This window comes from Lactobacillus gasseri ATCC 33323 = JCM 1131 (genome assembly GCF_000014425.1).
Taxonomy (GTDB): Bacteria; Bacillota; Bacilli; order Lactobacillales; family Lactobacillaceae; genus Lactobacillus; species Lactobacillus gasseri.
Genome location: NC_008530.1, coordinates 154,793 through 181,591 on the forward strand (window position 1 = coordinate 154,793; position 26,799 = coordinate 181,591).

A 26,799-nucleotide genomic window follows, 5' to 3' on the forward strand; every position below is an offset into this window, starting at 1 on the left:
TTTTTAGGTGAAAAAGATGCAAGAAAAAAATTTGAAATTAGTCGATAAAATAATGACAGCTCTTCAAAAAGTAGAAGATCCTGAATTATTAGTTGATGTGGTTAATCTAGGCTTGATTTATGGGATTGATATTGAAGGAGATCATGCCACAATTAAGATGACTTTAACAATTGTTGGCTGTCCCTTATCGACATATCTACAAAATTCAATTGAAAAGGCAGTTTTGTCGGTTCCTGAGATTAAGACCTGTGATGTGAAATTAGTTTGGTATCCAGTTTGGAGTCCAGAAAGAATGACGACAGCTGCTAAGCAGCAATTAGGGATGCTTGATAATGAACAAGCTCTTGACCAAGAAGAAGAGATTGAAGACACCGAAGAAAAGCAAAAGATCATTGATTTTTCAGTGCCGATTAAGAAACTAGCTGAAGAATATCCGGATTTCGTTCAAATTATGTATGATTGTGGTTTTACTAGAATTAAAATTCCGGGCTTATTATCAACAGTCGGACGTGTGATGACCATTCCGCTTGGAGCACAGGCTATGAAAATTGACTTGGATAAAATAAAGAGGGCTTTTGAAAATAAAGGCTACAAGGTGATTGATAAATGAAAGAATTGGATAAACAACGCCAAGAATCCATTTTGAAAATTTTAAATTTTATTCAAAATGGCGGAGAATTAGAAGAAGCTAAAAAAATGTTTCAAGCTGCTTTTGATCAGGTTGATGTGGCTGAAATTACAGCAGCTGAAAGAGAGTTAATTGCTCAAGGACTAGATCCAAGAAAGATTCAGTACTTGTGCAATGTTCATGCGGATGTTTTTAAAGGCAATATTAAAGAAAATAAAGAAAGTCCAGAGTTTGAAACTCCTGGACATCCTGTTCATACTTTTAAACTAGAAAATATTGTAATTAAATCTTTAATTAATGATGCCTTGCTTCCTGATTTGACTAAGTGGGAAGATGGATCTTCTGATGCTCTACCTAAATTGAAGCGAGAGTTAAAAGATCTGGCTAAAATTCACTATCACTATGCCCGTAAAGAAACTTCTATGTTTCCAATTATGACTAAGTATGGCATTACTGCTCCACCTAAAGTTATGTGGGGTGTTGACGATAAAATTAGAAAATTAATTGGTCAAGCTAATATGCTTGTTAATCAAAAAAATGTGGACCAAAGTGAAGTTGCTAGTGTAATAAAAAGTGCTGCTCATGAAGTTCTTGAGATGATTTTTAAAGAAGAAGAAATTATGCTTCCGATGATTGATGAAGTTGCTAGTGAAGAAGACTGGGGCAATGTTAAAAATGAAGAAGAGCAAATTGGCTATACTTTGATTCAAAAGCCGATGAACTGGAAGCCGAAGATAAAAGAAAAAGTAGCCGGGCCAATCTCTTTAGATAAGTTGAGCAGTTTAGCGCTGAATTTTGCGGAAGGTAGTTTAAATTTAAAACAATTGTCGGCAATCTTAGATTTATTGCCATTTGCGATAACTTTTGTCGATGAAAATGATAAGGTTGCATATTTTGGTGGTGGAGCAAATATTTTTCCGCATTCTAAAAATGCAATTGGAAACAGTGTATATTCGTGCCATCTTCCTGAGAGTGTTCCTCGGGTTAAGAAAATTTTTGATGATTTTCATCAAGGAAAGAAAGATAAGTTCGAATTTTGGTTCGAGCCACGGCATATGGGGAGATATTTATATTTGCAATATTTTGCTGTACGAAAAAATGGACGGTACTTGGGATGTTTAGAAGTTGCTCAAGATGTAACTGAGATTAGAAGCTGGAAAAATGAAAGAAGATAAAAAATAGCTTGCATTTTGCAAGCTATTTTTTGTTTGGAATCTATTGTGTGTTATGTTAAAAATGTAATCTGTAAAACTTAATTTTGTTTTCCATTAGTTTACGTGAATGTCAATCATAACTTTTATTTAATCTTTAAAGTATATGTATTGGAAATTCGTAATAATGTAATAATTGAAAAAATTCTAGTATAATAAGAATAGCAATCTCTAGAGTTAATACTGATAAAGTAGTAAATTGAGTTGTTATAATAAATTAATCAAAAATCCTATAAGAATTATTTTTAACGCGTTAAAATAACTATAGAAATCTTATAACTATTACCAATTTAAAATTGAAGGGACAGGCTAAAATGTTATTCAATAAAAAAGACTTTGATTCTAAACAACGTTTTAGTATTAGAAAATTGAGCGTTGGTGTTTGTTCTGTTTTACTTTCAACTTTATTTCTAACTTTTAATGAAGGTCAGACAGTTCACGCAAGTACGGATGCTAATGCGGCGGACACTACAACGACTAGTGTATCATCTAATACTACTAATAATAGTTCTGATAATAATACTGATAAAAAAGATGACTCCAAAGTAGAGACATCTTCTTTGGCAACCGCTGAAAAGCATGCCCCAATTCCAATTGCTGCTGAAGTTAAGAGTAACAAGTCGGAAGATCAGACAAATAGTGCAACTACTGAAACTGCTACTCAAGTAAGTAAATCTAAGCAAGCACAAAGTCAAACAACTACTAATATTGTTAAAGCTACTGCTACTCAAGCATCTACTTCTTCAAAAGATAGCTCTGACACAACAAGGTTTAAGGATAATTCTGCCCAAAATACTGTTGAAAAAAATAGATCAACCTCAACTTCAAAATATACACCTGTCTTAACTAGCGAAACTTCCGTTTCTACTAAAACTAATCAAAGTAATAGTAATTCTGCTACTCAAGAAAAATCGAATATTAAACCTGTTACCCCACACGCTGATTCAACTGAACATATTGCACCAAAGACTTACAGCATGGATAGCGACTCACCTGCTTATGTAGTTGCTGGAAGTGATTTAACGAATTTGGCCTCAAAATTTATTTCCAATGCGGATGTCTTGACTCAAAATGGTGCTACTTTTTCTTGGGTTGGCAATGTCCCGACTCCAACTCAACAAGATGCCATTGGTGGTAATACAATAACTGGAACTATTAAAGTAACGTATAAAGATGGCACAAGTATAACTATTGATATTGAATCTTACGTTGAAGCACGATCAGAGCTTCAACCAAGTACCTTCTACTACGTGAATAGGGTTGGCGATACCCCAGACTTTAACACCGCCGATGCTAATGGCAATAACTTTTCTACAATTCTTAAAAATACAGACGTATATGATCCGACTGCTTTTTCTTATAAGATATTAGGGACACTGGATACAAGTAGTTTAGGTATCCACTGGGCCAATGTTCAAGTTACGGATAACAATACTTTTGCTGGTGCACCAGATGCTCCTAAAGTTATCGGTGGCCTTTATATTGTTAAGGTTCCTTACGTAGTTCAGGGACTTAAATTGAAGGATAATATTCCAACTGATGCTAACGGTAATCCTATAATTAATGCTCAGTTGGCAACAATGCCGAAGTCAACATCTACGACACCGACAACACCGGAGGCTGCTTTTGATCCTGTCCATGGAAATTCTACTAATTTTCCAGCGGGCTTATGGGGACAATATTTCTACCAAGATTATGCTTTGGCTTATGCGCTAGGTATCAAAGTGCAAGTAGCTGCAGATGACCTAGATAATAATGGAAAGTGGAAAAACAAACCAACGGATTTAGTCAATACTAAGACCAACCACTTCGCAATGACTTTTAACAAGTTGCCTAATGCTACCCAGCAGGAAGTAGACGTAAATTACGTATCTGCTCCACATGCTGAAGATATGTATATCTATAATGCCGCAAACAAAACTTATATGACTGGTCGACCAGAAAATGCGCAAGCAATTAAGGAATTGCTTGCTGACGGCTACATGAATGATAAAGTTTGGGTAACGTTAGCTGATGGCACTAAGGTCTATGCTTCTAAACTTGACTATCTTAATAATGGTAATAACTTTGTTGTTGGTGGTGCAAAAGCCGGCCGATACAACATTAACTTCAATGCTAGTTTTGACCAAAAAAATAGCGCTGGTCAACCACAGATTTTTTCAAATAACATTTTTAATACAGCAAGTGCTGACTTTAATGATGACCTAAATAAGTGGTATCGGAAGACTAACAATCAGACGGTTGCTAATTATGCTGCACCTACTGCCGCAACCTGGGATAAGGTTTCAACTAATGGGATTTCCTTAGCACCAACGATCAAAGCCAGTGATGATCCCTACGAACAAGATTTAACCGACGGCCCAGTTACTTTTGATAGTGAGGCACTTAAAAATGTGGTTAAAAATCCAAGTACGGGTGCAGAGGTGCGTAAAGTTCAACATACTTGGCTAGCTAATATGGTCCCTAACTCAATTCTGGACAATAACACGAAATGGCCAGAAGGTACTAAACTCACTTGGGCTGGTAATGATGGCAGTACCAAATTAACCTTCGATAAAGCCGGTGAAAGCAAGACCGGGAACGTAACAATTACTCTTCCAAGTGGTTCTTCATACACGGTTAAAGACATTACAGTTATCTCTAAAGCTAATGTGATCGCAAAGAGCGAAACTGTTGACTACGGTAAGAAACTAACAGCAGCAGATTTGGTAACTAACCAGAATGTTTTCCCAGCAGGCACGACTTATCAATTCGTAGATGGTTCAGAACCAACTTGGGGGACAGCTGGCTCATACGATCATGTTAAAATTACAGCTACTTACAAGGATGCTAGTGGGGCAAGTGTTAATACACCAGTTGCAAACTGTGCAGTTGCTATTAACGATAGCCGGAGCATTAAGGTATTAGCTGGTAGTGATGTTCCTTCAGTTGATAGTGTTTTGAACTTGCCTAACAATTGGGAAGAGCACACTGCATTCTGGACTACGCCAATTAACACTACTGCAACTAATGAAGGTTTAATTACGATTCATTACCCATCAAGCAATTTGGATCAGAAAATTAAAGTTTATGTAACTGTTATTCCGAAGACCAGTGCAGTTGATGGACAAAACTTCTTTACTAATGGTAATAAGTACGATGGTACAGAGGGTAGCATTGCTAACGGTGCTAACCAAGGTGCAATTTTAACCCAAGCTAATGGTCAAGCAATTGACTACACTACTTATAGTGGTTCTAATACACCGGGAACGCAAACATCTTATGATACGAAGACGACCAGTTACACACCAACTTACGGTCTGTCTGGACTTCAGACCAATAGCGATGGCAGTTTAGTTAGCGGCGTTCAAACCGCAACTGTTCGCGTGTCTGTACCTAAGGGTACGATTGGTGCCAAAGTAGATGCTGATGACAATTACTACTATGAACTAAACGCTAAAGTAAATATTGCTCAACCTGTTACTTTTGAGTTTGTAGATGAATATAACAATGATCAAGTAGTTGGTCAGACCTACTCACAAGAATTTGTGCCCGGAATTGATACAAATCTCAATTTCAGTATGGCTATGCCAGATGGTTATGAACTAGGAAATGGTGCTTCAATTCCAAGTCAGTATACTTTGCCTGCCTTTAGTCAAACGACACCGGTTGTCAAAGTACCTATTCACCAGAAGATGCACTTCTATATTACTTTCCACGATGAAGATTCAAATACTAATCTTGGTACGGTAGAAGTGTCAGGCAGTGCTGCAGCAGGAACTGGTGGCTATTATCCAAGCATTAACACGAAATTAACATTCCCAGCAGGTGCTGATGCTGGTGACTATTATTCTGTTTCAACTTCTGGCGTGCCGGATGGGGTGCAGTTAGTTGGGAGTTACGGGGTATCGCTTACCAATCCAACCGCCGATTGGACAACTCCAAACTATCAGTGGGAGAATACTTTCTCCGTTCTTAAGGCTTTAACCGGTGCAACGATGACCATTAATCTTAAGCACAAGTTTAATGAAACGCAAGAAAAACAGACGCGTACTGCAACGGTTAACTATGTTAAGGCTAAAGTTAATGCGGATGGTACTTATACCCAAGATGGCAATGCATTTACTTCTGCTGTCCTTGATGTGTACTACTCAAGAACTAAGTCAGAGGATCTGGTTACTAAGAAAATCACTTATACTCCATGGCTGTGGGATACAAATCAAGGTGATAGAACAACTCCTGGTTATCATGTTGAATCTGGTAAGTGGACTAGTCTTCCACAGCATTGGGCAGCTGTTGTTGCAGATGTGCCGACATTAGCTGGTTACACTGCTGCTACAGTTACCGATAAGTCCGGCAAGCCAGCAAATCAATTTGTTTTTCCAACTTGGAATGGATCAGATCAAGATACATCTAATATTAATAAGGAATCCTTAGCATATACTGAGAACGCCCCAATTTATGAAGCACGTCCAGTCCATACTGTTTTGTATATTCCTAATGAACAGCAAGCGAGAACAATAACTGCTAAATATGTAATTGCTGGTGGCAATAATAATGGTCAAAAGTTTGCACCTGATTCGCAAATTCAAATCTTCTATGGCCGAACTGGTACTTTAAATGTTGCCAACAATAAGATTACTTATGGAAATTGGCAGTGGGACAATACAGCAGGCGATCAAGATACACCTGGATTCCACGTGATTTCAGGATCGTGGAGTTTGCCTACAAATGGATCGTCTTGGCAAGTTAATATTCCTAATTCAGGTAACGACTATGTTGTTGCAAATTTACGTTATGATGGAGCATATTCAACTTTTACTTTAGCAGCGCCAAGTTATAATGCTAATGATGTGTTTACTAGCTCTACAAGTGATCAATGGTTCACCCGTAATACATTAGTTACTTACTATGTGCCAACTTCAATGGTGAATAAAACAGTAACGCGGACAATTACGATTTTTGAACCCGGCCAAGGTAGTAAGACCATAACTCAGACTGCTAAATTGACTAGACAGGTAAGAGTTAATAACGATGATACCGGTGTTGTTTATGATGGCTTTGCAGGTAGCGGCTGGAGTACTGGCACTTGGGGAGCTCAAGATGTTACAACTCATGACGGCTACACGATGTCTGCAACCCAAACAGTTAATGGAGTTACTACTCCAATTCAACTTGTTAACGGTCAAGTTCCAGCTGAAGAAGTCGATGGTAATACCAAAAATACTACAATTAATATCACTTGGGGTGCTGTAGCTACAGCTACATTAACTGGTAATGGCACTAGTACTTATAATGGCCAAGCTATTACTAATGCTGAACTTAATAATGCTTTGAAAGTGAATGTTACAGGACCAACTGCAGGCGCAGGTACGTATACTCTTCAAGCCGGCGATGTTGAATTTTCAACTGATGGTACAAACTGGACTACTGCCTTACCAATCAATGCTGGCAACTATCAAGTTCGTTTAACTGCTCAAGGTAAAAATGGCATTATTGCTAAATACGGCAACAACAGTATTATTTGGACTCAAAATGGTCAGTCAACTATCACCAGCAATGCAACTTACATGATTAATAAGCTTGCTGGTAATGCCGTGATGACTAATGCCCAGATCGGCAATTACGAGATGACTTATAATGGTGCTGCTCCAAGTACAATTGATCCAAGTAAGTTTGTCTTTACAACGACTGTCAATGGTCAAAACGTTGAGCTTGATACCACTGGCTTAGATAGCAGCGACTTTACTTGGGTTGATAGCAATGCACCAGTTAACGTGGGTACTTACAAGGTTATTCTAACTGATGCTGGTTTAGCTAAATTAAATGTTAATAATCCAAACTTTAACCTAAGTAATTCTGGTAATGGTACTTTCACAATTAACCAGGCTAATGCTTCAGCTACTCTTTCAGGTAGCGCAAGTCGTGAATACAATGGTCAAGCAGTCAGTGTTGATGATCTCAACTCAACTAGTACTGGTAACAACATTACTTTGACCTTGCATTATCCAAAGGATGGTAATGCTAACTATTCAACTACAGTTAAATTAAATGCTGGCTACTTTACTTGGAATACACCAAATGGTCAAGCTCCAGTTAATGTAGATAGTCAACCTTATACAATTAGTTTGAATTCAGATGCAATTGAAAGAATAATTAAACAAGCTGTTGGTAACGGTCAAAATGATGTAAGTAACGTTAAGTTTGCTAGTGATGCAATTAGTGGTAGTGCAAATTACACAATCACACCATTAGAAAGTTCAGCAGAACTTTCTAATATTACTAATGGTAATTACACGAAAGTTTATAACGCTGAAACTACTAACCAGATTGATGCTTCGAAGTTGCACATTACTGCAAATCTTGGCGGTCAAAATGTGGACTTAGATACTACAGGAATCACTGGTAGTGACTATCAATGGGTTGATGCAAGTGGTGCAGAATTGACTTCTAATCCAAAGAACGTTGGTACTTACTACATCAAGTTAAGCGATACTGCTTTTGCTAGATTGCAAGCACAAAACCCTAACTTCAAATTGACAAGTAACGACGGATTAGGTGTTTATACGATTACACCAGCTACTGCTAATATTACTTTTGGCGGTACTAACTCTCGTGTTTATAACGGTCAAGGTACCACTACTACAGAAATTAACAGTAACGGTCAAATTAAAGTTCACTTTACTTTCCCGGGCTCAGTTTTAGATGCCTCTTATACGCTTAAAGATCGTGATTATTACTTGGTTGATCAGGATGGGGCTGGTTATGATGGTGCTCAAATAATTAATGTTGGTACTTATACGATTAAGCTGACCCAACAAGGGATGCAAAATGTCATTGATACGATTCATCAACTATCAGGTAGTGGCGATGGCGGCTATAACATTAATGTTGACTCCGCAACTCAATTGGGTAATTTGACTTCAACATTTGATATTGTTCCTTCGCAAAATACGATTAGCGTTTCTGGTACACAAACTGAAACCTAGGTTTCAATCGCTCAAACTAGTGGTAATACCACTGGCGCTGTCGCAAGTTTAGCCGATGTAGCCCTTGATTCAGGTGACTTTGCGATCGTTAACGGTCCAGCTGAAAATGCAGGTAGCTATCAAGTTAAGTTGACTGATGCTGGCTTAACTAAGATTCAAAATGCAGTTGGCGATAACTACAGCGTAAGTCTTGCCGACACAACTGGTACACTAGTCATTAATAAGGCAAAGGCTAGTGCAGTCTTCAGTGGTGATCCTTCCTACACTTACACTGGTACGCCAGTAAGTGCTAATGATTACTTGGGTAAATACTCAATCAAGTTAACTGAACCCAATAATCCAACTTATAACTTAGTTGCAGGTGATATTGAATTCAAATTTAACGGCAATTGGACCACCCAAGCTCCTGTTAAAGTTGGTCAGTATGAAGTTCGCTTATCGCAGCAAGGTTGGAACCACATTAAGGCAATTAATAGCGATAACGTTGAATGGTCTGCTACTGCCTCTGCAGGAACTGGCACTTACACTATTAATCAGGCTAAAGTTACCGCTGATCTTAGTGGTAGCAACTCTATGACTTATACCGGATCAGCGGTAACGACAAATGATTTGTATAGTCAAGATTCAACGATCAAGGTTGTAATTAATGGTACTGATATTACTAACTTGCCACAGACCTTTGAATTAAAAGATGGCGACTATGTATGGCAAACCACTGCTGGTCAAGCACCAAAGGATGTTGGTAATTATCAGATTAAGTTAACTGCTGCTGGAATTAGTCATATTCAAAAGCAGATTAATGATGCATTGGGTGCAGGGAATGTTGCTTTGACTACTACTGCCGATAATGCTGGTACTGCAAATTTTGAAATTAAGCAAGCGGTAGCTGAAAATGTTCAACTGTATGGGGATGAACAATCAACTTATGATGGAGATACAGTAACTTTTGATCCAACTAACCTTGATGTGAAGAATAACTTTGGTTTCCACAACGTTGAAGGATTGACTATTCCTAACTTCACGAGTGCAGACTTTGATTGGTATGATGCTAATGGTGAAAATAGAATTGCCGCACCAAAGAATGCAGGACATTACACCTTGAAGTTAAACGATCAAGGAAAGCAAGTCTTGGCGGATGCTAACAAGAATTACACCTTTGTTGATCAAAATGGCAAAAGCACCATCTCCGGGCAAATTACTTATGTAGTAACCCCAGCAGAACTCGTAGTTAAAGTTACTGGTAAGGCTTCAAAGGTCTACAATAATCAGAATGCAAAAATCACGCAGGATCAGATCAACCAGGGTGACATTAAGTTAGTTTGGGGTAATTCAACTACTGAACCAACTGATTTAGGTGAATTTACTTTAACTCCAGATGATCTTGAAGTTGTTGATGCAAGCGGCCAGCCTGCTATCCATGCAAACTACGTCGATGGTCAGCAAACAGGTGACACGTATTATGTCCGGTTAACTGCTGATGCGCTTGCTAAGATTAAGCAATTAAGTGGTGCTGCTAACTACAATATTAGCCAAGCAACTGATACGGCAACTTACCAAATCTACGCTCACAAGGCTGAATTAACCTTAACCGGTAACCAAACCACTGCTTACGGTACTGAATTGCCATTTAATGAAAGCAAGTATACCTTAGACTTCACTAACTGGGTTAATACAAACATTCCCAAACCAGTTATTACTTGGCAAAACGGTGAAATGCTCATTAATGGTCAACAACCTGAGGATGGCTATAGCTACCACACTGGCGACCTCTATGTTGAAGGTTATTCGGACGGTGGCGTACCAACGAATGCTGGATCGTACAAGGTTAAAATCTCAGCTAACTTAACTAAAGAACTGCAAAAGATATTCCCTGATTATGATTTTTCAGGTAATATTGATTCTAGTACTTTAAACTCTAATAAGACGGTTAATAATGATCCAGTTGAAGCTTCACATGAACCTGCTAGCTATGTGATTACGCCAGCTGAAGCAACCATTACGATTAATGGTGCTCAACACGTGAAGTATGGCGAATCAACTGCAATTGCTGGTGATCAATATACTGCTAGCGTCACTGCACCGGTTTCTGGCAATGAAACTAATGTAGTAACTGATGTGGCTTTGACTAGTGATGATTTGACGACTGTACCAAGTAACGCGGGCGTTGGTAGCTACACAATTAAGTTGACCCCTGCTGGTTTGGCGAAAATTCAAGCTGCAATTATTGGTCATGGGGATGTAACCAAGAACTATGGTTGGACGCAGGCAGGCAATGCAACGGCTAACTTCTTCGTTGACCAAATGCCGGTAACGATTACGGTTAGTGGCGGTAGAACTGTAACTTATGGTACGCAAGCTTGGTTGAGGGCAATTAAGGCTAACCCAGCTGGCTACACTTTGACGGTTACAACTGAAAACGGTACTAACTTAAGCTACACTGCTAACGATGGTGACTTAGTCTTTAACCAAACACCAGGCAATGTTGGTGAATACCAAGTAGAATTGTCTGCGCAAGGTTTGACTAACATTGGAAAAGCACTTGGTACTAATTACGCATATCCACAAATAGCTGCTGATGTAACTGCGAAGGGAACGTTCACTGTTAACCGGGGTGCAGTTACTATTACCCTTAAAGGTAGTGACGGTAAGCCTTATAATGCTCAGCAAACCTTACCAAGCGGACTTAATTTAAGTAAGTATGGCTTAGACTACTCGGCTACGGTTTACTCCGCTGATGGTAAAGCCCAGATGCTTAATTTGACCGCTAACGACTTGCAAATTATTGGTAATGCAACCAATGTTGGTACTTACCAAGTTGAATTGTCACAGGCAGGTCAAGAAAAAATTGAACAACTAACTGGTAATAATGGTGCTAACTACAAGTGGACGTTTAAGACCAACGCTGATTATGTAGTAAAAGCAGCCACAGCTAGTGCAGAACTTAGCGGTTCTAACCAAAAGACTTTTGATGGTTCAGCAGTAACTACAACTGAAGTAAATAGCAATGGTCAGATTTTAGTCCACCTTACTTACCCAGGCTCTAATGTTCAAAGTACTTACACTTTGCAAGACGGTGACTACACTTGGGAGACTGAGGATGGTCAAACAATTTCTGCACCGACTAATGCTGGCACTTACACCATTAAGTTGAATAAGCAGGCTATCTTAGCTCACTTACAAGTTGCTCTGAACCAGCAAGCTGGTTTAGGTGACAATGATCAGCCTAATGTGACTGTTTCAGCAGATAAACTAAGTGGTCAAGCAAGCTTTAAAATTAATCCACAAGCACTTACTGACGTAACAATTTCTTCACCTGATCAAAGTAAGACTTATGATGCTCAAGTAGCGGATCTTGATGTTAATGGAATAACTATTACTGCAAATGGAATCGTTGCTAATAATCCATTAGTAAATCCAGGTATTAGCGCTAGCGACTTCATTTGGTATGATGAAACTGGTAATAAGCTTGAAAGTGCACCAGCTGATGTCGGTACTTACCAGGCACGCTTGAATGCAAGTACACTTGCTGAATTGCAAAACGCAAATCCAAACTATCAATTTAGCTCTGTAACTGGTTTGATTAACTACACAATTAATCCAGCTCCTGCCACTGCAACAATTAGTGGTTCAGCTACTCGTGACTACAATGCTCAAACTACTTCTGTTTCAGATGTAATGAACAATATCAAGTGGGATGCAACAGGTTTAGTTACCGACCAAGATCTTAACCTTACTGGTTTAACTGCTAATAGTTATGCTTGGTACAGTAAAGACGCGGACGGTAATTACGTTGCAATGACAGGTAACCCAGTAAATGCTGGTACTTACTACTTGCATTTGACTAAGAGTGCAATTGAACAAGTAAAAGCTGATAATTCAAACTATGACTTTACATCAGTAAATGGAGAATTTACTTACACGATTAATGCTGTAAATGGTATTGCAACTCTCAGTGGCTCGTCTTCTAAGACTTATGATGGTCAAGCTGTAACTACTGCTGAAGTGAATAGTACAAATGGTGATATTATTGTTAACTTTACTTTCCCAGGATCAAGCGCTCAAAGCACTTATGTTTTGCAGACTGGAGATTACACTTGGGAGAATAAAGATGGTCAAGTAATAACAGCACCAACTAGTGCTGGTACTTACACTATTAAGTTAAGTGCAGATGGTATTACGAACTTGCAAAATGCAATCAACCAATATGCTGGACAAGGAAACGTAACTTTAGATGTACAAGATCTTTTGGGTGCTGCTGTTTACACAATTAAGCAAAAAGCTCTTGATGTAATCCTTGGTAATAATAGTACTGGTACAGATGGCAAGACTTATGATGGTCAGGCCGGAGTAATCAATACTCAAGCTGTAAACTTTGGCGTATTTACCACTAGTGGACTAGTAAATGGTGAAACTTTGAATGCTGCTAACTTAACTAGTGATGACTACGAATGGGTAGATGTAAGTGGCAACGCAATAACAGCACCAATTAATGCTGGTACTTACTATATTGCTTTGACTGCAAATGGATTGAAGAAATTACAAGCTGATAATCCAAACTATGTAGTTTCTGAAAGTGGCCAATTCACTTACGTAATTAGTCCCGCTGAAGAAAATGTCACAGTTTCTGGTAGTCAGGAAAGTACATCAACTTCAATTGATAGTGCCAACTTCACAGTTCATGCTCCAGCGGGTGTTACAGTTCCAGCAGGCATGACTTATGAGTTTGCAACTGGAGTTCCATCTGAATCTGGCGTTTATGTAATTAAATTAACTCCAGAAAGTATCACTACTCTTGAAAAAGCAAATCCAAACTACAAGCTGGATATTTCTTCAGATGCTAAATTTATCTTGGACGCAATTTTAAATATTGAGTTTGAAGATACACAGGATGGTAATAAGCAAGTCGGTAAGACAATTACTAAGACAGGTGTTGCTAATTCAACTATCAATGATCTTAAATTAGTTGTTCCTGAAAATTACGAATTAGCTCCAGATCAAGAATTACCAACTAGTTATACTTTTGGTAAGACATTGAATCAAAACATGTATATCAAGTTAGTTCATAAGTTGAATGAGCTTAATCCAACTGATCCAAGTACTAATCCAGATCCAACTAATAAGAACTGGTTCAGAGAAAATGGCTTAGTTAAAGACATTACTCGGACGATCAACTATAAGGGATTAAGTGACGATCAATTTGCACAAATTCCAGAAGCCCAAAAAGTTCAAACTGTTGAGTTTACGAGAACTGCTAAGTATGACTTAATTACTGGTAAGATTGTTGCAAATAGTGAAGGCTCATGGACTGCAGTAGATGGTAAAGATACCTTTGCTGGCTTTACTCCATTTACTTTTGCTGGATACACTGCAGCTCCTGCTAGGGTTGAGCAAGTGAAAGTAACTGGTGATGATAAGAATAGTCAGATTACGGTTGCATACACTGCAAATACTCAAACCGGTAAGATTTCTTATGTTGATAGTGATGGCAAAGAAGTTGGTCAAACCGCATTAACTGGTAAGACTGACCAAAGTGTTGAAGTAAATCCAGAAGCTCCGACAGGTTGGCAAATTGTTTCAGGTCAAGATATTCCGAAGACAGTAATTGCTACTCCAACTGGAGTGCCTACAGTAGTTGTGAAAGTAGAACACAGCACAATTACTGTTACTCCAGGAACACCAGAAAAGGATATCCCAACTGGTCCAGTCCCAGGAGATCCAAGCAAGAATTACGAGAAGTTGGCAAGCTTAATGTCAACTCCAACTCGTACAATTGTGGTAACTGATCCAAGTGGCAAGCAGACAAGGGTAACTCAAACCGTCAACTTCACTAGAACAGCAACGTTTGATGAAGTAACCGGTGAAATTACTTACAGTGATTGGAAGAATTCTGAACCAGCAGAATGGCAAGCTTATGCAGCACCAGAAGTAGCAGGTTATACTGCAACTTCGAGTGTCAGTGCAAAATCTGTGACTGCTGAAACTAAGAATGAAACAGTAAACATTTCTTACACTGCGAATACTCAAACCGGTAAGATTACTTACGTTGATAGTGATGGCAAAGAAGTTGGTCAAACTGCAATCAGTGGTAAGACTGGCGAAACTGTTAAGGTAACGCCAGAAGTTCCATCAGGTTGGAGAATTGTTTTAGGTCAAGATATTCCTGAAACAGTAACTATGGGAGCAAATGGTGGTCCAACAGTAGTTGTTAAAGTAACACACAGCACAATTACTGTTACTCCAGAAACACCAGAAAAGGATATTCCAACAGGTCCAGTCCCAGGTGATCCAAGCAAGAATTACGAGAAGTTGGGAAGCTTAACGTCAACTCCAACTCGTACGATTGTGGTAACTGATCCAAGTGGCAAACAAACAAAGGTAACTCAAACTGTCAACTTCACTAGAACGGCAACGTTTGATGAAGTAACTGGTGAGATAACTTATAGTGATTGGACTAGTTCAGAGCCAGCAGAATGGTCAGAATACACAGCACCAGAAGTAGCAGGCTATACTGCAACTTCGAATGTTAGTGTAAAACCTGTAACTGCTGAAACTAAGAATGAAACAGTAAACATTTCTTACACTGCAAATACTCAGACCGGTAAGATTACTTACGTTGATGGTGATGGTAAAGAAGTTGGTCAAACCACAATCAGTGGTAAGACTGGTGAAACTGTTAAGGTAACGCCAGAAGTTCCATCAGGTTGGAGAATTGTTCCAGGTCAAGATATTCCTGAAACGATTACAGCAACTGCAACTGGAGTGCCAACGGTAGTTGTGAAAGTAGAACGCAGCACAATTACTGTTACTCCAGAAACACCAGAAAAGGATATTCCAACAGGTCCAGTCCCAGGTGATCCAAGCAAGAATTACGAGAAGTTGGGAAGCTTAACGTCAACTCCAACTCGTACGATTGTGGTAACTGATCCAAGTGGCAAACAAACAACGGTAACTCAAACCGTCAACTTTACTAGAACAGCAACGTTTGATGAAGTAACTGGTGAGATAACTTATAGTGATTGGACTAGTTCAGAGCCAGCAGAATGGCAAGCTTACACAGCACCAGAAGTAGCAGGCTATACCGCAACTTCGAATGTTAGTGCAAAACCTGTAACTGCTGAAACTAAGAATGAAACAGTAAACATTTCTTACACTGCAAATACTCAGACCGGTAAGATTACTTACGTTGATGGTGATGGTAAAGAAGTTGGTCAAACCACAATCAGTGGTAAGACTGGTGAAACTGTTAAGGTAACGCCAGAAGTTCCATCAGGTTGGAGAATTGTTCCAGGTCAAGATATTCCTGAAACGATTACAGCAACTGCAACTGGAGTGCCAACAGTAGTTGTGAAAGTAGAACGCAGCACAATTACTGTTACTCCAGAAACACCAGAAAAGGATATTCCAACTGGCTCAGTCCCAGGAGATCCAAGCAAGAATTACGAGAAGTTGGCAAGTTTAACATCAACTCCAACTCGTACAATTGTGGTAACTGATCCAAGTGGCAAGCAGACAAGGGTAACTCAAACCGTCAACTTTACTAGAACAGCAACATTTGATGAAGTAACCGGTGGAATTACTTACAGCGATTGGAAACTTCAAAAGTCAAATGCTGCTAGCCATGTAGCTCAATGGGATAGTTATACTCCTCAGGTTATTACTCACTATGTTCCAAGTGTAGCTGAAGTACCTGCTAAAGTAGTTAATGCACATACTGCTAATAGCCAAGTTGAAATTACTTACGCTCCTGCTTCAGAAAGCCAAGTAATTCGTTACGTTGATCAGAATGGTAAAGAAATTAGTACCCAAATTGTTCCAGGTAAGTACGGTGTAGATACAACATTTACGCCAAAATTACCTAACAACTGGCAAGCTGCTAATACTATTCCAACTTCAATCAAGATTGGTGAAAATGGTGGTTTAACTACAATTGTCGTTGAAGCTAAGACTGAAAAAGTACAACAAGCTAAGACTGTTACTGAAACTATCCATTATCACACTGCTAATGGCAAACAATTATTTGCTGATAAAGAAATGGAAGTTAACTTCTTTAGAACTGGTGTAAAGAATCTTGTAACTGGTGAGATTACTTGGAATAACTGGAACAAAGATAAAGAAAGCTTTAATGAAGTTCCTTCTCCAAAAGTTTCTGGATACATGGCTTCTCCAACTAAAGTCGCAGTTCAAACTGTAACTCCTAACTCAGAAGACCTAGTATTCAACGTAATTTACACTAAGAATTCACAAACTCATCCAACAATTCCAGAAAATAAACCAAATAAGCCACAAGAAGAAAATGTTTCTAAGCAAGAAACTAAGACTCAAGATAAACTCATTCACGAATATGGATATAAGAAACGTGCAGATGGTCGTTTAGTAGACCATACTGGTCATGTATATCCAGCAAGTAGCAAAGTTAAAGAAAATGGAGCTATCTACAGTGAAAAGGGTGAACTATTATCAGTTGGTTCAAGAAGAAAACATGAATTGCCGCAAACTGGTCTTCATGACAATAGTTTAATTGCTGCAATTGGATCACTTCTTGCTGGTATTAGTATCTTTGGTTTACTTGGTGGACGGAAGAAAAAGGATGACGATAAATAAAACTGAATAGGTTTTGAAAGAGGCAATTTGCCTCTTTTTTTTTACGCTCGTGCAAAATAGTTCATTAATTGCTAGACTGAATGTAAGAGTCTTAGAGAAAAGGGTGAAAAAAGTGCACGGTAAACAGAATATTCAACCAGATGATGAAATTAAGCTTCATTGGCTCCTATTAGGTGAGTTATTTACCTGGATTGGAGCTAGTTTTATCTGGCCATTGACTTCAGTTTATTTAAATAAAAGGCTGCATGTATCTTTGGCAATGATTGGGATTGTGTTGCTCTTTAACTGTTTAGCTAATATGCTTGGCTCCTTTGTCGCAGGTTGGGCGTATGATCATTTCAATCCCTATTATTTAATTATTGCAGGAGCAGGTTTAGATGCCTTAGTTTTGTTTGGAATGGCTGCTAATCATACTTGGCCGATTTATTGGGTCTGGATGACTTTAACTGGGCTACTTGGTGGCTGGAATGGGGCTTTAATTAATTCAATTGCAACTAGTATTAAGTCTAAGCCTGGCAGGTATGTTTTTAATACGATCTATTTTGCACAGAATCTAGGTGTGGTACTTGGTACATTGATCGTGGGTTATATTTACGATTATTCCGTTACGATTTTATTCGTTATTGCAGCTAGTCTTTTCGTGATTGTATGTATAAACTCAATTATTAATTATCGTCCAATTATTAAGTTTCATTTGGAAAGAAAAGCTCAGCAAAATACTAATAGTAAAAATAAGACCACACCAATGCCGGGTGCTAATTTGAAATTAACTATTGGCTTTTTTACTACTCTAGCTGTGATCTGGTTAATGTACATGAACTGGGAATCTAACCTTTCAGTTTATATGGTTTCTTTGGGCATTCCATTTCATTTATATAGTTTACTTTGGACGATTAATGCCAGCATTATTGTGATTGTACAGGCTTTTTTAAGTCGTTTTCCTAATACTTTTAAGAATTTATTCCATCAGGTTGTGTTCGGAGTTACAATGTTTGCTATCTCTTTTGTGACTTTAATTTTCGCGAAAGATTATGCGCATTTTGTGTTTTCAATGGTTACTTTGACTTTAGGTGAATCAACTGCAATGCCGGCAATGCCAGCTTATGTAAATGATTTATCTCCAGTTGAAAGTAAAGGAAAATATCAAGGATTAACGATTTCAACGTCTGCGATTGGTAGAGCGTTTGGTCCTTTATTTGGAGGGTTAGTGATTGATAAGTTTGGCTATATCAATTTCTTTATTGTAGCTGCAGCTGGAATCTTTATGATGCTGGCAATTATCGTGCCACTTCACGCACAGTTGAAAGATAAGCTGAAAATATTTAGGTAAACTTTTACATGATTTTTCTCATTAGATGAAAACCTTTACAGAATGTAAGCGATCTCTTCTATTTGTGAAAGCGCCATCTTATAATATAGATGTGCGGTTAAGTAAAAGGAGATACATAATGAGAAAAATTTCACCTGAAGTTGCAAAACATATGGACAATTTATCTAATGAAGCTGGAGTAATCAGCGCATTAGCAATTGACCAAAGAGGATCATTAAAGAGAATGTTAGCTGAAGCAGCAAATAAACCTGCTGATGAAACAACAATCGTAGATTTTAAAAAGGCTGTTTCTAAAGAATTAACACCATATGCTTCCGCAATTTTAACGGATCCAGAATATGGTCTTCCTGCAACTAAGGTAAGGGATAAGAATTGTGGTTTATTACTATCTTATGAAAAGACAGGCTATGATACCACTGAACCAGGCAGAATGTGTGATTTGATTGCCGACCAATCAGCTTTAAGAATTAAAAATGATGGTGCCGATGCAGTTAAATTCTTGCTTTACTACGATCCAGACGAAAGTGATGAAATTAATGATAAGAAGAAGGCTTTCGTTGAAAGAGTAGGAGCTGAAACTAAAGCAAATGGTCTTCCATTTTTCCTTGAATTATTAACTTATGATGGCAAGATGGATGACGTTAAGAGTGAAGAATATGCTAAAGTAAAGCCTGAAAAAGTATTTAAGACAATTGAAGAATTTTCAAAACCTCAATATGACGTTACTGTTCTTAAGGTTGAAATTCCATTCAATATTAAGTATGTAGAAGGCTTCAATGGCGACAATAATGTTGTTTATACTCAAGAAGAAGCAAAGAAGTTGTTGAAGAAACAATCAGACTTAACTGATTTACCATACATTTTCTTATCAGCTGGTGTAACAAGTGAAGAATTCATTGCTGAAATTAAAATGGCTGAAGAAGCTGATGCAGACTTCAATGGTGTTCTTTGTGGACGTGCAACTTGGAAGCCAGCAATTAAGCCTTTTGCTGCTGAAGGTGAAAAGCAAGGTAGAGAATGGTTATCAACTGAAGGTAAGCAGAATATCGAAAACTTGAACGATGCACTTAAGGGTGCTAAGTCATGGAAAGATAAGCTCGAAGTTGAAGATTAATAAATTATTTTAATAACTAATGAAAAACAAGGCTAGAAATTTAGCCTTGTTTTTTTGTGGAAAATTTAGCTTGATTTTTATATGTAAAATGCCGATGTTTATGCACTTGAAAAGCTATTTATAAGTTATTAGAATAAAAGAGTAATGTTAATTGGAGGAGAAAAAAATGAAAGGATTAAAATACACAAGTTTAGCTGTGGCAGCATTAACTGCTACTATTTTGGCAAGCACCAATAATGGTAAAGTCCAAGCTGCATCAACTAATGAAAATGATACTGTTACTGTAGCAAAATCAGATAAAGAAAAGGCTCAAGCAGCTATTAACCAAGCACAAAATTCAGTTAATAATGCTCAAACAGTCGTTGATAGCAAGAAGAGCGCGTTAACTGATGCCCAAGAAAAGGCTCAAGCACCAGATAATGCTTATTCTGCTCAACAAGCTAAAGTAAATGACAGTCAAAAGAATCTTTCTGCTAAACAAGCACAAGATAAATTAAATAGTGCTACTGAAATTTCAAAGCAAGCTACTCCAGAAAATATTCAAAAAGCACAAAAGAATATTACTGTTCAACAAGATGCAATTAAAAATGCGCAGCAAAATGTTAATGATGCAAATGCAGATTTGAATAAAGCACAAGCTCAATTAGCAACTGCTAAGCAAAAACAAGCTGATGCTCAAAATGTAGTTAATGCTAAAGAATCTGCTAAACAAACAGCCGATAAGAATGTTGCTAAGGCAGAATCTGATGTTAAGAACAGCGGTTTAGATGAAGCAAAGCAAGACGTTGAAAAGGTTCAAACGACATTAAACGACATTAAAAAGACCAATGCTAATAATGAATCTATTTTAACTACAAATAAGTCTGCTTTAACTGAAAACAATCAAAAGATAGCAACTGTTAATAATAAGATTGCAACTGCAAATCAAGCTGTAGTAGATGCTCAAAATAATGTTAATGCTAAGCAACAAGCATTGGCTGATGCTAAAAAGGCTTTAAAAGATTTACAAGATCAAGTTGCTAAAGATCAAGCAAGTGGTGCGGCTGGTTTCTTTAAGTCAATTGCCGATAATAAAGATAATTCTGAAAGTTTAAGAGAAGATGCACGTACTGCATATGATATTGTTACTGGTAAGCCAAATGCTTACCAAGATATTACTGTAAGATGGGTTAAACAAGCTGTTGAGTTGGGTCAAGAAAAAGACTCTACTTCATTCAGTAATATGGAAAAAGCTCTAGGATATTATGAACATTGGATGACATACCGTGATAAGTATGGCTTGAGTCATCCATCAATTTCTTTAACTGCTGTTGCCATTGCAATGCTTAGTTCTGATTTTCAACATTACTCTGATGAATTTAATCACCCTATTTTATTAACTGCTAAATATGGTCCATTTTATGAAGATGAAGAAGATATATCAGCTGGAGACGTTAATCCAATTGATAACTGGATGAGTGAAAAAGAAGATATCGATAACTATATTAAGGATCATCCAGATGCAGCTGCTTATAGTTTTGAAAGTAGTCATCCATTAACTGAAGATGATTGGGCAAGAGATGTTGATTTCTGGAGTAATAAACCAGTAGATATTGGTCACTATACTTCTATGATAAAACCAGATGCCAACTATGTTGGATTAGCTGGAAATGAATATGAGATTGAACCATTCATGGATAATGCAGATAGCATGGATGAAATTGAATTTGATCCAATTAACGGTATGGACTTCAATAGTTACCAAAATCTAGTTCACTCATATTTGCAAAACATTAAACAAGAAGATCAAATTAACACTCTTAAAGCTAACGTAGAAACCGCAAGCCAAAACTTAACTGCTGCACAAAATGCCGTTCAAGCAGCCCAAAACAATGTTAAGAGTTTACAAGCTAACTTAGCAGAATTAAACAATGGTTCTACTAAGATTAACAAGGCAATTACTGATACTCAAGATGCTCTTGCAAAGGGCAGAGAAAATCTCGAATTTGAACAAAAGCAACTAGATCAAGCAAACAAGAATTTAGCAGCTGTACAAGCTAAAGTTGGTGCAAAGGCAAAAGCATTAGATGACGCAAAAGCTGCTCAAGCTAAGGCTGCCGATGCTTTAGCTCAAGCTCAAAATGTTTTAGCTGGAGCTACTGCTGCAGTGAAGTCAGCTCAAACAACTGTTGATAATGCACAAGGCAACGTCAATGCCAAGAACAAGGATCTTAAGGCTGCTAAAGCAAGTCTAGAATCATTGAAGCAAACATTAAGCAGTTTAGAAAGTGCCAAGGCTAACTTAGCAAGTGCTCAAGCAGCTTTAACTGCCGCAAACAATGATGTATTAACAGCTGATAAAGATGTAAAAGCGCAAGAATTAATTTTAGCTTCCCTAGAAGAAGCTAAGGGTAAATCAGATGCTCAAGTTGCAAGTGCAGAAAAAGATTTGAAGAAAGCAGAAGCAGCTTTAGCTAATGAACAAAGTAAATTGGCCGACGCAAAAGCTAAATTAGCTGAATTGAACAAGAAAGCCAACAACAATACTGGTAAGTCAGATTCTAAACCTGAAATTAATAATCAAAAACCTGCTAAACCAGCAACTAAGCCAGGTTCAGAAAGTGCAAATACTGAAAAGCCAGAACCTGATTTTTCAGGTAATAACAAATCAGATTCAAAGAAAGAACAAAATTCTACAGATAATGTAAAATCAGATGTTAAATCTGAAAACAAGTCAAATAAGACTAAGGAAGAATCAAAATCATCATCTTCTGTAAAGATTGTTGATAATGGTGACGACTCAACTGCATCTGTTGTTTTAGCTGGTTCTAATACCGCAGTTAAAGTCTATGGTGAAAAGACTGTAAACGGCACGACTTACTACAAGATCGGAGCAAATCACTGGGTAAAAGCTGATAAAGCACATGTTGTTTCTATCGGTGGTCAAGCAACTACTAAGCAATTGCCACAAACTGGTGCTAAGAATGAACTCATTGCAGCAATCTCAGGTTTAACAGTTGCTTCAGTTGGTATTGCTAGTGCAATGGGCATGAGCCGTAAGAAAAAGAATAACTAATTTATAAAATTTACATATTTATACAAAAAGAGTTGATAAACCAATGGCTTAAAGCTTGGTTATCAGCTCTTTTTTCTATCTTTAAAATCACGTATTAACAGTAATTATTGTCTAGCAAAACCAGTTCTAACTGAATAGGCATCTGAAAAAATCCGAGTCATAATTTGTAAAGGTAGTCTAGAACGTACTTCATAGTCAGGGAAGTAGTTGGTTTTAGACATGTATCCCATAAAAGTTAATGTCGAAAGCGAAGCAAGTTGACCCTTGGGATTAGTAGTAAAAGTAATAGTAGGGACGTCATGGTGAGATAGGCTTTTAGCTGCATCAACTAGTTCGGGCGTATTACCGTTTAGGCTAATAAAAATAACCAGAGCATCTTGTTTAATTCGCTTAGAAGCTGTTTTGATAATGTTAGGATCAGCATGAAATTCGACATATTTACCAGTTAGTTGAAGTTTGACCATTATTTCTTGACCAATCGATTCAGATAAGCCTCGCGCAAAGATATAAACTACTTTTGCTTGTTTGGTCATGGAGATACTATCTTCAATATTACTGTAGCTAAGATTATGGAGAGTATTGTTCATCTCAATTTCATTTTTAGTGATTACGCTCTTAATTTTATCGTCGGCCTCATTTAAGACGTCAAAGTTGCTGTTAGAACGATCTTGTAACTTCAAAGATTCCCGATAGGAAGTGTAGCCACTGTAGCCCATTTTTTGCATTGTTCTAACAATTGTGGCTGTTGAAACATGGGCAAACTGGCTCAGTTTGACAATCGACATTTTTGCAATTTTTTGCGGATTATTTTGAACTATTTCCCATAAATGTAGTTCCGCATTGCTAAGATCATTATTTTGCATATTAGTACTTCCCTTTCTGTAAAACTTTACCACTTATTTCGTAAAACGCTTTCAATTCAGAAAATCCTTACGTTCTTATCTAAGTATACTAATAATGTAAGCGGTAAGAAAAGGGAGAAAACTCATGATTTATACAATAACACTTAATCCAGCGATCGATTTGGTAATCATTACTAAAAAATTAGAAGCAAATACTGTTAATCGAACTGAAAATTTTGAGCTTCAACCTAATGGTAAGGGTGTAAATGTATCGTTTATTTTGAAAAAAATGGGTATAAAAAATATGGCGACCGGAATTGGAGGTGGCTTTACTCTTGATTACATTACAGCAGGTTTAGAAGAAAAAGGCATCAAGACTAAGTTTCTTAAGGTGAAAGAACCAACTAGGATTAATGTCTTTACACGAGTTTTAGATCAAAATGTGGAATATAAAGAAGTAAATCCTGGTCCAGAAGTTGGTCCAGAGGTTCAAGATAAGTTCTTGAAGTACTTAAAAGACACCCTGAAAGCAGACGATACTTTAATTATTTCAGGTAGTTTTTCAAAAGGAATTAAAGCAGAATACTTAGTTGAAATTGCGAAGATTACAGCAGAAAAGGATATCAAACTAGTAATTGATTCTAGTTCTAAAGTTGTGTTAGATACGCTGCAGTATCAGCCGTATTTATTAAAACCAAACGATCAAGAGCTAGCTAGTTTCTTTGATCTAAATGAAAAATTAGATCAGGAAAAGATCATTGAGTTAGCTCGTAAGTTAATTAGCGCTGGCTGTCAGAATGTCTTGGTTTCACTTGGCGAGAATGGAGCGGCTTTAATTAATAAAGATCATGCTTATTTTGGTAATGCACCGAAAATTCAGGCACTTAATACGGCTGGCGCTGGTGATACAATGCTTGGAACCTTTATTGGAGAAAAGTCAAAGGCAAAAAGCGACACTGCAGCTTTAAAATCTGCAATAGCGGCTGCTAGCGATACAGCTAGCCGATCCGGATTAACGGATTTTAAATTAGAAAAGTACCTAAAGGAAATTCAAGTAAGTGAAATTAAGTAGTAGGAAGGATGAAATAAAATGGCTCAATATGATTTAGTCGGGGCAACGGGCTGCGCTACGGGAGTTGCCCATACTTTTATGGCTGAAGAAGCTTTAGAAAAAGCTGCCCAAAAGTTAGGTTATAAGATCAAAATTGAAACACATGGTCAAACTGGTGTTGAACATGAGCTTACGCCAGAAGAAATAAAAGCGGCGAAAGGTGTTGTTATTGCTTCTGATGTTGATGTTGATCCAGATCGTTTTGCTGGAAAAAGAGTAGTAATTGTTCCAGTTGCCAAAGGTATCAAAGAACCTGAAACTTTAATTAGAGAGGCATTGAGTTCAGAAACGCCAATTTATAAACCAGGACAAACGGCCAAAAGTTCTACTGGAAAAAGTAGTGCTGGTGCTGAAAAATTAGGCACTAAAATTTATACTTCATTAATGAATGGTGTTTCCCACATGTTGCCATTTGTTGTGGCTGGTGGTGTTTTGATTGCTGTTTCATTCTTCTGGGGTATTTATTCAGCTGACCCTAAGAGCAGTCAGTATAATCAATTTGCTTATATGCTAAATACAATTGGTAGCACAACCATGGGATTGATGGTTCCAGTTCTAGGTGCCTTTATTGCAGAAGCCTTAGCTAAAAGATCAGGGCTAGTTGTTGGTTTTGCGGCCGGGATGATTACTAGCGTTGGTGGTGGCGGCTTCTTAGGTGCGATCATTGGTGGTTATTTAGCTGCCGTTGTAGTACTTTTACTGCAAAAATTAATGAAGCCATTGCCAGACAAAGAATTCCGAGGATTAAAATCAATTTTCTTATTGCCTGTATTAGGGGTATTTATCACTGGTGCAATCATGTTCTGGTTGAATGGACCAATTAAGGCAATTAACACAGGAATGATGTCTTGGCTAAAAGGTTTTGAAAATTCAAGTCCAATTCTTTTAGGTATTATCATTGGTGTAATGTGTGCCTCTGACTTTGGTGGACCAATTAACAAAGCTGCTTATGTAACTGGTACTGCACTTCTTGCTCAAGGTAACTATTACTTCATGGCGGGTGTATCTGCTGCATGTATTGCACCGCCTCTAGCAACTGGTTTTGCAGTTTTATTAAATAAGAAGGCATATTCTAAGAACGAGCGTACTGCTGGATATGTTAACTTCTTGTTAGGATCAACCCACATTACAGAAGGTGCAATTCCATTTGCTGCTAAACACCCATTATGGAATATTCCAGCATTTATGGTCGGCTCAGCAATTGCCGCAGCTTTGACTTATGTTTCTAGAATTCAAGTTCCAGCTCCTCATGGCGGTTTTATTATTTTGCCACTAGTTAATAAGCCATTTCTATGGGTATTGTGGATTGTAGTTGGTGCACTTGTTTCCGGAGTTTTACTAGCTTTAATTGCTGGTAGATTTGCTAAGACAGAACCACAATTTGAAGATGGTCCAGATATTGATGTCTTTGGTGAAGAAGAAAATGTTAACAAGCCAGTAGCTGAAAAAGAAACTACTGATTATAATCTTAAAGATATTTTGGATACTCAAAATATCAAAATTAATGTTGATGTTCCAGATAAAGATTCAGCGCTTAAGTATTTAGCTAACTTTGCTGTAAAGAATGGCTTAGCTAGTGATAGCGAAGAAGTTTATGATAAATATTTAGCTAGAGAAAAGGAAAGCTCTACAGGGATGACTGATGGTTTTGCAATTCCACATGCACAATCTGCTGCTATTAAGCAATCTGCCATGCTTGTTTTGAAGTTGAAAAATCCGATTGATTGGAATTCCTTAGATGGGCAAAAGATTGATACGGTGATTTCTTTCTTAATTCCAGCAAAGGACAGTAAGACTCATTTACAGTACTTATCTAACACGGCTAAATTGCTTACTCATAAAGACTTTATTGAAAAATTGAAAGAAGCTAAAACGCCAGAAGAGATTAAGAAGTTATTTGATGGAGAATAAGTAAAAGCTGATTTTTAATAATAGACTA

General features: G+C 37.6%; 9 protein-coding genes and 1 pseudogene. 9 read left to right on the top strand and 1 reads right to left on the bottom strand.

Annotated features, from left to right (window positions below; genetic code table 11):
- Positions 1 to 16: 16 nt before the first annotated feature.
- The 7 genes and pseudogenes from LGAS_RS00685 to LGAS_RS00715 all read left to right on the top strand — a co-directional run bounded on the left by LGAS_RS00685 (position 17) and on the right by LGAS_RS00715 (position 22,907).
- Entirely contained in the window at positions 17 to 610 is a 594-nt protein-coding gene (locus LGAS_RS00685; RefSeq protein ID WP_025012192.1) for an iron-sulfur cluster assembly protein, read from the top strand.
- A complete protein-coding gene (locus LGAS_RS00690) occupies positions 607 to 1,803 on the top strand; it encodes a DUF438 domain-containing protein (RefSeq protein ID WP_003657374.1) in 1,197 nt (398 codons plus the stop codon). The genes LGAS_RS00685 and LGAS_RS00690 overlap by 4 nt, the downstream gene beginning before the upstream one ends.
- Before the next feature lie 350 nt (positions 1,804 to 2,153).
- A complete protein-coding gene (locus tag LGAS_RS09650) occupies positions 2,154 to 8,807 on the top strand; it encodes an MBG domain-containing protein (RefSeq protein ID WP_230633409.1) in 6,654 nt (2,217 codons plus the stop codon).
- Between the two features lie 33 nt (positions 8,808 to 8,840).
- Positions 8,841 to 17,408, top strand: a pseudogene (locus LGAS_RS00700) (MBG domain-containing protein); the annotation flags it as partial.
- 112 nt (positions 17,409 to 17,520) lie between these two features.
- Positions 17,521 to 18,738, top strand: a complete 1,218-nt coding sequence (locus LGAS_RS00705; RefSeq protein WP_003652627.1) for an MDR family MFS transporter — start codon at positions 17,521 to 17,523, stop codon at positions 18,736 to 18,738.
- A 118-nt stretch (positions 18,739 to 18,856) separates the two neighbouring features.
- Complete coding sequence (locus LGAS_RS00710; protein ID WP_003652629.1) at positions 18,857 to 19,852, top strand: tagatose 1,6-diphosphate aldolase; 996 nt, start codon at positions 18,857 to 18,859, stop codon at positions 19,850 to 19,852.
- Positions 19,853 to 20,018: 166 nt separating this feature from the next.
- On the top strand, positions 20,019 to 22,907 hold the full coding sequence (locus LGAS_RS00715) for an SLAP domain-containing protein (RefSeq protein WP_003647944.1): 2,889 nt from the start codon (positions 20,019 to 20,021) through the stop codon (positions 22,905 to 22,907).
- A gap of 104 nt (positions 22,908 to 23,011) precedes the next feature.
- Here the strand turns inward: LGAS_RS00715 and LGAS_RS00720 are convergent, their stop codons facing one another.
- Positions 23,012 to 23,770: a MurR/RpiR family transcriptional regulator gene (locus tag LGAS_RS00720; RefSeq protein WP_003652632.1), complete on the bottom strand. Its 759-nt coding sequence runs from the start codon at positions 23,768 to 23,770 to the stop codon at positions 23,012 to 23,014.
- 124 nt (positions 23,771 to 23,894) lie between these two features.
- Between LGAS_RS00720 and pfkB the strand changes: the two genes are divergently transcribed.
- Both pfkB and LGAS_RS00730 read left to right on the top strand, forming a co-directional pair.
- Positions 23,895 to 24,821: a 1-phosphofructokinase gene (pfkB, locus tag LGAS_RS00725; RefSeq protein WP_003647943.1), complete on the top strand. Its 927-nt coding sequence runs from the start codon at positions 23,895 to 23,897 to the stop codon at positions 24,819 to 24,821.
- An 18-nt stretch (positions 24,822 to 24,839) separates the two neighbouring features.
- Positions 24,840 to 26,771: a fructose-specific PTS transporter subunit EIIC gene (locus LGAS_RS00730; protein WP_003652634.1), complete on the top strand. Its 1,932-nt coding sequence runs from the start codon at positions 24,840 to 24,842 to the stop codon at positions 26,769 to 26,771.
- Positions 26,772 to 26,799: the final 28 nt, after the last annotated feature.